The sequence below is a fragment of the Streptomyces sp. NBC_00358 genome, from assembly GCF_036099295.1.
Classification (GTDB): domain Bacteria; phylum Actinomycetota; class Actinomycetes; order Streptomycetales; family Streptomycetaceae; genus Streptomyces.
Genome location: NZ_CP107976.1, coordinates 2993134 through 3005979, shown reverse-complemented (window position 1 = coordinate 3005979; position 12846 = coordinate 2993134). Strand labels below are relative to the sequence as shown.

Sequence of the window (12846 nt, the reverse complement as noted above, 5' to 3'; positions counted from 1 at the left end):
CCATGGCGCGAGGGGAGGATGTGCTCCACGAGACATTGTCCGGTTAGCGTGCAGCCATGAACGAGGTCGTACGGCTCGTCGTCTGGGTGCGCGGACGGGTCCAAGGTGTGGGTTTCCGCTGGTTTACACGGGCCAGGGCGCTGGAGATCGGCGCGCTGAGTGGTTTTGCTCTCAATCTCGACGACGGACGCGTCCAGGTGGTCGCGGAGGGTCCCCGGGCCGGCTGCCAGAGCCTGCTCGACTGGCTCCAGGGCGACGACACGCCCGGCCGGGTGGACGGAGTCACTGAGATCTGGGACACGCCCCGGGGGATCTACGACGGCTTCGCCATCCGCTGACGATGACGGCCGCGATGCCCCGCGACGACGCCACGGCGTATGCCTCCGGCACCCCTCAGTAGCGGAAAGGGCCTGGTGGTTGCCAAGAACGGCTCGAAGTGGCAGGCTCCCGAGGTAACGATGATCTCGACGCCCCGAGGGCCCCGCAGGAGTCGCCGCGCCGCCGTTTCAAAAGCCGCGCGACAGTGGGTTGCCCGCCGATACGGGGCGTGATCGTGTTGACCGTCAAACTTTTTGGTGAGACGCTGAAAGCCCCGCGCACCCTAGCTGTTTGGCATGTGGAACGGCAGCAGGACATCAGCAGTGTCAAGCATCGCGGGTGCGATTCCCTCACGACCCACACCGCTTCGGTCGGTCACTCAGTGTGGAGGACCATCCATCATGGCAAAGGCGCTTCTCGGTTACGTCGGCGGTTCCGATCCGCGACTCATTGCCGAGATGCGACGGCTCCAGCAGCGCGTCCAGGACCTCGAATCCGAGCTTGTACGGATTCAGGCCGAGAACGACGCGCTCGCGGCTGCCGCTTCTCACGACTCGCTTCTCGAGAGCATCGACGTACCCCAGGCGGAGCCTGCGCTCACCTGATCACTGCACCGCACCACGACAGCAGTGGTTGGGCAGCCCTGATCAACCGCTAAGTTGTCAGATTTGCAAGGGACGCCCTCAGGCGTCCCTTCTTTCTTTCCCCCGGACACTCTTCCCCCTCTTCAACGTCTGGTGTGCCCTGCGCGTTCATGGGTGAAACCGCGCGTTCATGGAGTGAGACCCGCCCGAAAGGTAGAGTCCAGCGGCGTGCACCTCAAGGCCCTGACCCTGCGCGGGTTCAAGTCGTTCGCCTCCGCGACCACCCTGCGGTTCGAGCCGGGCATCACCTGTGTCGTGGGCCCCAACGGCTCGGGCAAGTCCAACGTCGTGGACGCGCTCAGCTGGGTCATGGGTGAGCAGGGGGCCAAGTCGCTGCGCGGCGGCAAGATGGAGGACGTCATCTTCGCCGGCACCACCGGGCGCCCGCCGCTCGGCCGTGCCGAGGTCTCGCTCACCATCGACAACTCCGACGGTGCGCTGCCCATCGAGTACGCCGAGGTCACCATCACGCGGATCATGTTCCGCAACGGCGGCAGCGAGTACCAGATCAACGGCGACACCTGCCGACTGCTCGACATCCAGGAGCTGTTGTCCGACTCCGGTATCGGCCGCGAGATGCACGTCATCGTCGGACAGGGCCAGCTCGACTCCGTCCTGCACGCCGACCCCATGGGCCGCCGGGCCTTCATCGAGGAGGCGGCGGGCGTCCTCAAGCACCGCAAGCGCAAGGAGAAGGCGCTGCGGAAACTGGACGCCATGAAGGCGAACATGGCCCGTGTCCAGGACCTCACGGACGAGCTGCGGCGCCAGTTGAAGCCCCTCGGCCGGCAGGCCGCCGTGGCACGCCGCGCCGCCGTCATCCAGGCCGACCTGCGCGACGCCCGGCTGCGTCTCCTCGCCGACGACCTCGTACGGCTGCGGGGCGCGCTCCAGTCCGAGATCGCCGACGAGGCCGCGCTCAAGCAGCGCAAGGACTCCGCCGAGGCCGAGCTGAAGAAGGCGCTCCAGCGGGAGGCCCTGCTGGAGGACGAGGTACGGCAGCTGACACCGCGCCTCCAGCGCGCCCAGCAGACCTGGTACGAACTCTCCCAGCTCGCCGAGCGGGTGCGCGGCACCATCTCGCTGGCCGACGCGCGCGTCAAGAGCGCCACCTCCGTGCCCGCCGAGGAACGGCGCGGACGCGACCCCGAGGACATGGAGCGCGAGGCCGCCCGCGTCCGTGAGCAGGAGGCCGAACTCGAAGCCGCCCTGGAGGCGGCCGAGCGGGCCCTGGAGGACACCGTCGCGCACCGCGCCGAACTGGAGCGCGAACTCACCGTCGAGGAGCGCCGCCTCAAGGACGTGGCCCGCGCCATCGCCGACCGTCGCGAGGGCCTCGCCCGCCTGGGCGGCCAGGTCAACGCCGCCCGTTCACGCGCCGCCTCCGCGCAGGCCGAGATCGACCGGCTCGCCGCCGCCCGCGACGAGGCCCAGGAACGCGCGGTCACCGCTCAGGAGGAGTACGAGGAGCTGAAGGCCGAGGTCGACAGCCTCGACGCGGGCGACGCCGACCTCACGGGACAGCACGAGGCGGCCAGGCGCGCCCTGGCCGACGCGGAGGCCGCGCTGAGCGCGGCCCGCGAGGCGACCACCGCGGCCGAACGCAAGCGGGCCGCCACCCAGGCCCGCCGCGAGGCGCTGGCCCTCGGCCTGCGGCGCAAGGACGGCACGGGAGCGCTGCTCGGCGCCACCGACCGGCTCACCGGTGTCCTCGGTCCCGCCGCCGGACTGCTGTCGGTCACCCCCGGCTTCGAGGTTGCGCTGGCCGCCGCGTTCGGCGCGGCCGCGGACGCCGTCGCGGTCACCACACCCGCCTCGGCGGCCGAGGCCATCCGTCTGCTGCGCAAGCAGGACGCGGGCCGCGCGGCACTGCTGCTCGCCGGAGCACCCGAGGACTCCCGCGCCGACGCCGGACGGGCGGGCGGCGCCTCCACGGACGTACCCCTTCACGACCGGGACCGGGACGGGGGCAGGGGCGGGAACCAGGACCAGGACCAGGACCAGGACCAGGAGGACGGGGAGCGGGGCGACGGGCCGCCGTACGCCGCCGAGCTCGTCCGGGGACCTGCCGAACTGATGCCCGCCGTACGACGGTTGCTGCGCGGGATCGTCGTCGTCGGAACCCTCGAAGAGGCCGAGGACCTGGTCTACGCGCGGCCCGGACTCACCGCCGTGACCGCCGAGGGCGACCTGCTCGCGGCGCACTTCGCGCACGGCGGGTCCGCCGGGGCGCCCAGCCTCCTCGAAGTGCAGGCCTCCGTTGACGAGGCGGCCGCCGAGCTGGAGGAACTGGCCGTCCACTGCGATGAGTTGGCCGAGGCACAGGGTCTGGCGACCGAGCTGCGAGGGGAACGGGCCGCGCTCGTCGAGGAGTTGGGGGAGCGGCGACGGGCCGCCGAGCGGGAGAAGTCGTCGGTCGCGCAGCAGCTCGGACGGCTGGCCGGGCAGGCCCGCGGCGCCGCGGGCGAGGCGGAGCGCAGCACCGCGGCCGCCGCCCGCGCGCAGGAGTCGCTCGACCGGGCCGTGGAGGAGGCCGAGGAACTGGCCGAACGGCTCGCCGTGGCCGAGGAGATGCCCGTCGAGGAGGAACCCGACACCTCGGTACGCGACCGGCTCGCCGCCGACGGCGCCAACGCGCGGCAGACCGAGATGGAGGCCCGGCTCCAGGTGCGTACGCACGAGGAGCGGGTCAAGGGACTCGCCGGGCGGGCCGACTCGCTCGACCGGGCGGCCCGCGCCGAACGTGAGGCACGCACGCGTGCCGAACAGCGCCGGGCGCGGCTGCGTCACGAGGCGGCCGTGGCGGGGGCCGTCGCCTCCGGTGCGCGACAACTGCTCGCGCACGTCGAGGTCTCGCTGGGCCGGGCCGAGGAGGAGCGCACCGCCGCCGACAGCGCCAAGGCCCACCGTGAGCGCGAGCTCGTCTCCGCGCGGAGCCAGGGCCGCGACCTCAAGGCGGAGCTCGACAAGCTCACCGACTCGGTGCACCGGGGCGAGGTGCTCGGCGCGGAGAAGCGGATGCGCATGGAGCAGTTGGAGGCGAAGGCGCTGGACGAGCTCGGCGTCGAGCCGGAGGGGCTCGTCGCGGACTACGGCCCCGATCAACTTGTACCGCCGTCGCTGCCCGCCGAGGGCGAGGAACTGCCCGAGGACCCGGAGCATCCGCGCAACCGGCCGCGGCAGTTCCACCGTGCCGAGCAGGAGAAGCGGCTCAAGTCGGCGGAACGGGCGTACCAGCAGCTCGGCAAGGTCAATCCGCTCGCCCTGGAGGAGTTCGCCGCGCTGGAGGAGCGCCACAAGTTCCTCAGTGAGCAGCTGGAGGACCTCAAGAAGACGCGCGCCGATCTCCTCCAGGTGATCAAGGAGGTCGACGAGCGGGTCGAGCAGGTCTTCACCGAGGCGTACCGGGACACCGCCCGGGAGTTCGAGGGCGTCTTCAGCCGGCTGTTCCCGGGCGGGGACGGGCGGCTCATCCTGACCGACCCGGACAACATGCTCACCACGGGGGTCGACGTGGAGGCCAGGCCGCCCGGCAAGAAGGTCAAGCGGCTCAGCCTCCTCTCGGGCGGCGAGCGGTCGCTGACCGCCGTCGCGCTGCTCGTGTCGATCTTCAAGGCGCGCCCCAGCCCGTTCTACGTGATGGACGAGGTCGAGGCGGCGCTCGACGACACCAACCTCCAGCGGCTGATCAGGATCATGCAGGAGCTTCAGGAGGCTTCCCAGCTGATCGTGATCACGCACCAGAAGCGCACGATGGAGGTCGCCGACGCGCTGTACGGCGTCTCCATGCAGGGCGACGGCGTCTCGAAGGTCATCAGCCAGCGACTGCGCTGACGCCCGAGGGCCCGCCTCCCGGGTCCGTGCCCCGCGCCGGGCCGACGCCGCGGGTCCGACTACGGCCCGTCCGGCTCGGGGAGGTCCTCGCCCACACCCTCGTCGGCCAGTTCGGCGAGCACCTCGGCGTGGCAGCGCTCGGGGACGCACCAGCAGCCGAGCCGGTGGCCGCGCAGGGCGGGGAGCCGGGCCAGCAGCTCCGGACGCGCCAGCAGATGGGCGCGGTACATCTCGACGACCTCGTCCCGGGTGCCGTCGCGGCCCGGACGGAACGGGCTCGCCAGCGGGGAGCCGGCCAGGTGCCAGCCGCCCCGGTGCATGGCGCGGCCGACGTACACCACATCGGCGTACGCGGGATCGTCGCGGTGACCCTTGAGGTTGACGACCGTCGTGGGCGGCATGACCGGATCCTCGCTCCCGGGGCCGGTACCGGCAACGCGAACACGGCGGGACGAGGCGGGGGCGGGCGTTGCCCCCGGCCGGACTGCACCGGTGGCCGTGTCCCGGCGGCGTCCGCCGTGTTCCGCGTGTCACACGCGGGCGCTCCGCTCAGGACCCGCGGGTCGCGACGGCTCGCGCGGCCGGCGCCCGAGCCGGACTTTCGCACGGGTCCGATCGTCGGCACGGTCGGCCACGAGCAGACCAACACCCTGCGGATTCCACCGTTTCGACGCGGCCGAACGAGGGCGCGCCCGGGTGCGCAGCGTGAGGTTGGTTGAGCTGTTCGGGCACGTGATGTTCAAGTATTGAACACTGATACCTCACATCAACCGCAGAAGTTCACATCTCATCAAGTTTGACTTCGAAACTTGAAGGCATAGTCTCTCCGACGTTGCTTTTACCTTCAGGTGGTGGCCCGCGTGATCCTGTGCGCCACTGGTACCACCAGCGAAGGGTTTCGCCCCCCACCCCCGGCAGCGAGGCCGGTGGCCCGAGGAGTTGTACGTGACCAGCGCATCGCAGGCACCTATGTCAGAAGCCAGGTCGGCTCACCCCGAACATCTCGGGCATGTCATCTTCATCGCGGCGGCGGCCGCGATGGGCGGCTTCCTGTTCGGTTACGACAGTGCCGTGATCAACGGCGCCGTCGAGGCCATCCGCAGCCGCTACGACATCGGCTCCGCGGCCCTGGCCCAGGTCATCGCCATCGCGCTGATCGGCTGTGCCATCGGTGCCGCGACCGCCGGCCGCATGGCCGACCGCATCGGACGCATCCGCTGCATGCAGATCTCCGCGTCGCTCTTCACCATCAGCGCCATCGGCTCGGCGCTGCCCTTCGCGCTGTGGGACCTCGCCTTCTGGCGCATCGTCGGGGGATTCGCCATCGGCATGGCCTCCGTCATCGGCCCGGCCTACATCGCCGAGGTCTCCCCGGCCGCGTACCGCGGGCGGCTCGGCTCGTTCCAGCAGGCCGCGATCGTCGTCGGCATCGCCATCTCGCAGCTCGTCAACTACGCCATCCTGAACGCCGCCGGCGGCGAGCAGCGGGGCGAGGTCATGGGCCTGGAAGCCTGGCAGGTCATGCTCGGCGTCATGGTCATCCCGGCCGTCCTCTACGGTCTGCTCTCCTTCGTCATCCCCGAGTCGCCGCGCTTCCTGCTAGAGGTCGGCCGCCGGGACCGTGCCCGTGAGGTGCTCAAGGAGGTCGAGGGCGACAAGATCGACCTGGACGCCCGTGTCGCCGAGATCGAGCTCGCCATGAAGCGCGAGCACAAGTCGACCTTCAAGGACCTGCTCGGCGGCGGAGGCTTCCTCTTCCTGCCCATCGTCTGGGTCGGTATCGGCCTCTCCGTCTTCCAGCAGTTCGTCGGCATCAACATCGCGTTCTACTACTCCGCGACGCTGTGGCAGTCGGTCGGCGTCGACCCGACGGACTCGTTCTTCTACTCGTTCACCACGTCGATCATCAACATCATCGGCACCGTGATCGCCATGATCTTCGTGGACCGCATCGGGCGTAAGCCGCTCGCCCTCATCGGCTCGGTGGGTATGGCCATCGGTCTCGGCCTGGAGGCGTGGGCCTTCTCCTACGACCTGGTCGACGGCAAGCTGCCGGCCACCCAGGGCTGGGTCGCCCTGATCGCCGCCCACGTCTTCGTCCTCTTCTTCGCCCTCTCCTGGGGCGTCGTGGTCTGGGTCTTCCTGGGCGAGATGTTCCCGAACCACATCCGCGCCGCGGCGCTCGGTGTCGCCGCCTCCGCGCAGTGGATCGCCAACTGGGCCATCACCGCGAGCTTCCCGTCGCTGGCCGACTGGAACCTGTCCGGCACGTACGTGATCTACACGTGCTTCGCCGTGCTCTCCATTCCCTTCGTGCTCAAGTTCGTCAAGGAGACGAAGGGCAAGACCCTGGAGGAGATGGGCTAGCCGCCCACGCCACCGGCGGCTCCTCGCGAGCCCCGGTGGCACCCCCGAACTCGAGGAGAAGGGCCAAGTCCCCGCTGCCCCTCTCCTCGTACTCGTGAAGAGGGCGTGCTGCCCCGGCTCGGACCGTCAGGTCAACCGAGCCGGGGCAGCACGCTTTCGCAGAACAGCTGCAGACTCCGCCAGCCCTCGTCCACGGGCATCCCGCCGGACAGCGGATGCAGGACCAGGCTGTCGAGGCCCAGAGCCACGCACTGGTCGGGCGTCAGGATGCGGTACACGCCCTCGGCGCGCAGCTCCTCGACCGTCGTGGCCGCCGATTTCACCGCCGAGCGGATGTCACCGGACTGCCAGGAGGCGTACGTCCGTGCCTCGTGCAGGAAGTGGGAGCCGTACTCGGCCCAGGCCCGGTCCGGGTCCTCGGCGATGTGCAGCAGCGGTGTCTCGGCGCCGGGCATCATGGTCCAGCCCTCGGTGCCGTACTCGATGAGCCGCTCCTTGTAGTAGGCCTCCAGCTCGGGCAGGTGCGCGCTCGGGAAGAACGGCAGCCCCAGCCGGGCGGCGCGCCGGGCCGCGGCCCGGGAGGAACCGCCCACCAGCAGCAGCGGGTGCGGATCGGAGAACGGACGGGGGGTGACCCGTACCGTGCGGCCCCGATAGGTGAACTCCTCGCCGGTCCACGCCTTCAGCACCGTCTCCAGGAGCTCGTCCTGGAGCTTTCCGCGCCGTTTCCAGTCGACGTCGAACAGCGCGTACTCCTCGGGCCGGTAGCCGATGCCGGCCACGGTCACCAGGCGTCCGCCGCTGAGCAGGTCGAGCACGGCGATGTCCTCGGCGAGACGCAGCGGGTCGTGCAGCGGGCCGATGACCGCCGAGACGGTGACCGCGAGGTTCCGGGTCGCCCCGAAGACCGCGCCCGCGAACGCGAACGGCGAGGGCAGCCAGTTGTTGGCGACGCCGTGGTGCTCCTCGGTCTGCACCGTGGTGATCCCGCGGTCGTCGGCGTACGTGGCCATCTCGACGGCCGCCCGGTAGCGGGCGCTGAGCGAGGCGGGGGTGGCGCCGGGTTCGACGAGGTTGAAGCGCACGACCGTCACGGGCATGGGGAGCCCCCCTTCGTGTGTGGAGGGGGACGGTAGCTGACGGTACGTCAGGTTGCCATAGCGGCGGACGCCGGAGTCGGGCCGGAGCCGAGCCGGGGTGGCGGCGGGATCGGCGGCCCCGGGAGGACGGTGGGTGCGGCCCGTGCCACCGGCGCGGACCGGGCGTCCCTCGGAGCGGCGCGAGGACCTGTTTCAGCGCCCCAGGTGTTCGTACAAAACGACAAGAGATCCCCTGCGCGGGGGAAAAACCCTCCCACGCGAGGGATGACTGATACTGGGCTTGTTATGGAAACCATCATCCTTGCTGTAGTCATCGCCGTGGTGGTGATCGGCGCGCTCGGTGGGCTCGTCGTCGGCAGTCGCAAGCGGAAGCAGCTGCCCCCGCCGCCCCCCGCCGCCCCCGACATCACCGCCCCTCCGGCCGAACCGCACGTCGGCGACGAGGCCGAGACGCCGCGCGACGAACCACGCCGCACGATCGAGGAGGTGGATCTCCCCGACCGGTCGGCCGCCCCGCCGGTCGTCGTCGAGGAACCCCCGGTCGTCCCCGAGATCGAGATCCCGGAACCGACCGCCGGCCGCCTGGTGCGCCTGCGCACCCGGCTCTCCCGCTCGCAGAACGCGCTCGGCAAGGGGCTGCTCACGCTGCTCTCGCGCGAGCACCTCGACGAGGAGACCTGGGAGGAGATCGAGGACACGCTGCTCGTCGCCGACGTCGGTGTGCAGCCGACCCAGGAGCTGGTCGAGCGGCTGCGCGAGCGGGTGAAGGTGCTCGGCACCCGGACGCCGGACGAGCTGCGCGGCCTGCTGCGCGAGGAGTTGCTCACGCTCCTCGTCCCGGAGTTCGACCGCACGGTCAAGACCGACTCGAACCTCGACACCCCGGGCATCGTGATGGTCGTCGGCGTCAACGGCACCGGTAAGACCACCACCACCGGCAAGCTCGCGCGCGTGCTCGTCGCCGACGGCAAGAACGTCGTGCTGGGTGCGGCCGACACCTTCCGCGCCGCCGCCGCCGACCAGCTCCAGACCTGGGGCGAGCGTGTGGGCGCCCGTACCGTCCGCGGCCCCGAGGGCGGCGACCCCGCCTCGATCGCCTTCGACGCGGTCAAGGAGGGCATCGCGGAGGGCGCGGACGTCGTCCTCATCGACACCGCCGGCCGGCTCCACACCAAGACCGGTCTCATGGACGAGCTCGGCAAGGTCAAGCGCGTCGTCGAGAAGCACGCGCCGCTCGACGAGGTGCTGCTCGTCCTCGACGCGACCACCGGCCAGAACGGTCTGGTCCAGGCGCGCGTGTTCGCCGAGGTCGTGGAGGTCACCGGCATCGTGCTGACCAAGCTCGACGGCACGGCGAAGGGCGGCATCGTCATCGCGGTGCAGCGCGAGCTGGGTGTCCCGGTCAAGCTGGTGGGGCTCGGCGAGGGCGCGGACGACCTGGCGCCGTTCGAGCCGGAGGCGTTCGTCGACGCCCTTATCGGAGAGTGACCACCCACGCCGACGCGTAGGTGCCCGATGAAGCGCCCGTCCCACGACACTGTCGGGGGCGGGCGCTTCGTCCTGTGCGGCTCTCGCGGTCGGCGGCCCCGGGGGTGCCTGCTCCCCGCCCGGCCGGGCGGGACGGGGACGGCCCGTCCGGCAGGCTCAGGCCCGCGAACGGTGTGCCACGTAGGCGAGCGTGCCCAGCAGCAGGCGGGCCGGGGGCGGCTTCGTGGCCGAGTCGAGGGCGGGGGAGCGCAGCCAGCGGACCGGGCCGAGCCCCGCGCGGTCGGAGGGCGGGGCGGTGATGTACGTACCCGGACCCAGGCCGTGCAGGTCGAGGGCGGCGTCGTCCCAGCCCATCCGGTAGAGCAGCTCGGGGAGTTCGGCGGCGGAGCCGGGGGAGACGAAGAACTGCGCGCGGCCGTCCGCGGTGGCCGTGACCGGGCCGAGGGGGAGGCCCATCCGCTCCAGGCGGACGAGCGCGCGGCGCCCCGCCGGCTCGGCCACCTCGATCACGTCGAACGCCCGGCCGACCGGCAGCATCACCGCCGCACCGGGGAACTCGGACCAGATGCCGGTCGCCTCGCTCAGCGTCGCGCCCGCCGGGATGGTCGGGGCGAAGCTCAGGGGATGCGCACCCGGCGCCGCGCAGTCGGCCCTGCCGCACGAGCACACTCCCGCGGCGGCCCGGGCGCCCGGGACCACGTCCCATCCCCACAGTCCGGTGAACGCGGCGACGGCGGTGCCCTCCGACGAGCGGCCGCGGCGTCGAGCGCCGGTCCGGATGTCGCGCATCGCCCGACTACTGCCGATCGTGAAGCCCATGCCCCCTCCAACGGGTCCGATGCGCAGGTGGTTACGTGACGGAACCGGATTGTCACCCTCTGTTCCTGGCTGCCCGATATCGCGCGATCCAGGCGGCGCCTTGTGGTGTGCGGGGTGGTGCGCGCCGCTCTGTGCGCCCTGGCGTGCACCTCTCTGCCCACCCTTGGTCGTTCTGTGTCAAGTGAATCGCGAGCAGGGCGGCGGGAGTTCATTCGAAGGGGTGGCGAATGGTGGCGTTTCGCGGATCGCCATGGCTGGACGCGTGATCGTAGGATTACTTTGTGTGCACGAGCCCTGGGGTTCTGTGTACTCGTGGGTATGCCAAAGGCAAGCCGGCTTCCCGTTCGAAGGGTGAGAACTGCCGGACGCGCGGCCGTATTACGGGCATTCTGATAGGGCTTGGCGCAGAGCGGCGACAAGTGGTCTCGGGGAGTGGGGGCGTTCCAGTGGGCGGCAACGGCGGAGGCGGGACGAACGCTGACAAGCGCCCCAACGACATGCTCGGCTCGTGGTTCGTGCGCAGCGGCTGGTCGAAGGGCGAGCTCGCGCGCCAAGTGAACCGCCGGGCCCGCCAGTTGGGGGCCAACCACATCTCCACGGACACCTCGCGGGTACGCCGCTGGCTGGACGGCGAGAACCCGCGCGAGCCGATCCCGCGGATCCTCTCCGAGCTGTTCTCCGAGCGTTTCGGCTGTGTCGTCGCGGTGGAGGACCTGGGTCTGCGCGCGGCCCACCAGGCACCCTCCGTGTCGGGCATCGACCTGCCGTGGACGGGCCCCCAGACGGTCGCGCTGATCAGCGAGTACTCGCGCAGCGACCTGATGCTGGCGCGGCGCGGCTTCCTCGGCAGCTCGCTGGCGCTCTCCGCGGGCCCGGCCCTCATCGAGCCCATGCAGCGCTGGCTCGTCCCCACGCCCATGGCGTCGTACGAGGAAGCCGAACCGCCGGCCTCGACCCGCCGCGGCGGCCGGCTCTCCCAACCGGAGCTGGACCTCCTGGAGTCCACCACCGTGATGTTCCGTCAGTGGGACGCCCAGTGCGGCGGCGGACTGCGCCGCAAGGCGGTCGTCGGCCAGTTGCACGAGGTGACGGACCTTCTTCAGGAGCCGCAGCCCGCCGCCACCGGCAGGCGTCTCTTCAAGGTCGCCGCCGAACTGGCCGAGCTCGCGGGCTGGATGAGCTACGACGTGGGCCTCCAGCCCACCGCCCAGAAGTACTTCGTGCTCGCCCTGCACGCCTCGAAGGAGGCGGGCGACAAACCGCTCGGCTCGTACATCCTCTCCAGCATGAGCCGCCAGATGATTCACCTCGGGCGGCCCGAGGACGCGCTGGAACTGATCCATCTCGCGCAGTACGGCAGCCGCGACTGCGCGAGCCCGCGCACCCAGTCGATGCTGTATGCGATGGAGGCCCGCGCCTACGCCAACATGGGCCAGCCCGGAAAGTGCAAGCGGGCCGTCCGGATGGCCGAGGACACCTTCGCCGACGTGCACGAGTGGGACGACCCGGACCCCGACTGGATCCGCTTCTTCTCCAAGGCCGAGCTGTACGGCGAGAACTCGCACTCCTATCGCGACCTCGCCTATGTCGCCGGACGCAGCCCCACGTACGCCTCCATGGCCGAACCCCTGATGCAGCAGGCCGTCGACCGTTTCGGCAAGGACTCCGAGCACCAGCGTTCGTACGCACTCAACCTCATCGGCATGGCCACCGTGCACCTTCTGCAGCGCGAGCCCGAGCAGAGTGCGGTCCTGGCCAAGGAAGCCCTGAGGATCGGCAAGAAGGTGCGCTCGGAGCGCGTCAACACTCGTATCCGAAAGACGGTCGACACGGCGGTCCGCGAGTTCGGAGACCTCGCCGAGGTCATCGACCTCACCGACCAGCTGGCAGTCGACCTGCCCGAGACCGCGGAGGCGGTCTGACCCCTGGCCGCGCAGGCGGCCCCGCCCAGTACCCCGGCCGCGGCCGGCCGTCCCGAACTGCCCGACTCGGCTCCCCCATGCCAGGTCATCGGACGGCCGACCGTGGCCGGTTCCGCTGTGTGCCGCCCCGGCCGGCCCCGCTCCCGCGGACATGGCTGGTCACCGCGGGGACGACCCGCCCGCCGGTCACAGCCCCTCACGCCGAGGACGGCACGAGGACCCTTGCCGGAGATTGCGTCACGATAACGATCGGTTCGACCGCAATCCGGCAGTTCATGAATGCGTAACACGCAGAGCGCCTTCGTCACTGGTGCGAAACATCGAGGGGCTTCCACGGAAACGGCGCTGCGTCAA

General features: G+C 70.8%; 9 protein-coding genes. 6 read left to right on the top strand and 3 right to left on the bottom strand.

The genetic code is table 11. The features are described from left to right. Positions 1-56 precede the first annotated feature (56 nt). From OHT01_RS12340 to OHT01_RS12330, 3 genes are all read left to right on the top strand, one after another. Positions 57-338: an acylphosphatase gene (locus OHT01_RS12340; protein WP_328553191.1), complete on the top strand. Its 282-nt coding sequence runs from the start codon at positions 57-59 to the stop codon at positions 336-338. A 381-nt stretch (positions 339-719) separates the two neighbouring features. Continuing rightward, positions 720-923, top strand: coding sequence for a hypothetical protein (locus tag OHT01_RS12335; protein WP_028802434.1), 204 nt, complete (start codon positions 720-722; stop codon positions 921-923). A 207-nt stretch (positions 924-1130) separates the two neighbouring features. Beyond that, positions 1131-4796: an AAA family ATPase gene (locus OHT01_RS12330; protein WP_328553190.1), complete on the top strand. Its 3666-nt coding sequence runs from the start codon at positions 1131-1133 to the stop codon at positions 4794-4796. A 59-nt stretch (positions 4797-4855) separates the two neighbouring features. Here the strand turns inward: OHT01_RS12330 and OHT01_RS12325 are convergent, their stop codons facing one another. Beyond that, complete coding sequence (locus OHT01_RS12325) at positions 4856-5197, bottom strand: DUF4326 domain-containing protein (RefSeq protein WP_328553189.1); 342 nt, start codon at positions 5195-5197, stop codon at positions 4856-4858. A 544-nt stretch (positions 5198-5741) separates the two neighbouring features. Between OHT01_RS12325 and OHT01_RS12320 the strand changes: the two genes are divergently transcribed. Continuing rightward, positions 5742-7163 (top strand): sugar porter family MFS transporter, encoded by a 1422-nt coding sequence (locus OHT01_RS12320; protein ID WP_328553188.1) that lies wholly within the window; start codon positions 5742-5744, stop codon positions 7161-7163. Between the two features lie 131 nt (positions 7164-7294). Here OHT01_RS12320 and OHT01_RS12315 read toward each other — a convergent pair whose 3' ends face one another. Beyond that, complete coding sequence (locus OHT01_RS12315) at positions 7295-8263, bottom strand: LLM class flavin-dependent oxidoreductase (protein ID WP_328553187.1); 969 nt, start codon at positions 8261-8263, stop codon at positions 7295-7297. Between the two features lie 285 nt (positions 8264-8548). On the opposite strand from OHT01_RS12315, the gene ftsY reads away from it, so the two are divergent. Beyond that, a complete protein-coding gene (gene ftsY, locus OHT01_RS12310) occupies positions 8549-9751 on the top strand; it encodes a signal recognition particle-docking protein FtsY (protein ID WP_328553186.1) in 1203 nt (400 codons plus the stop codon). Between the two features lie 156 nt (positions 9752-9907). Here ftsY and OHT01_RS12305 read toward each other — a convergent pair whose 3' ends face one another. Continuing rightward, a complete protein-coding gene (locus OHT01_RS12305) occupies positions 9908-10570 on the bottom strand; it encodes a bifunctional DNA primase/polymerase (protein ID WP_328553185.1) in 663 nt (220 codons plus the stop codon). Positions 10571-11016: 446 nt separating this feature from the next. On the opposite strand from OHT01_RS12305, the gene nsdA reads away from it, so the two are divergent. Continuing rightward, a complete protein-coding gene (gene nsdA, locus OHT01_RS12300; RefSeq protein WP_328553184.1) occupies positions 11017-12492 on the top strand; it encodes a transcriptional repressor NsdA in 1476 nt (491 codons plus the stop codon). Positions 12493-12846 lie beyond the last annotated feature (354 nt).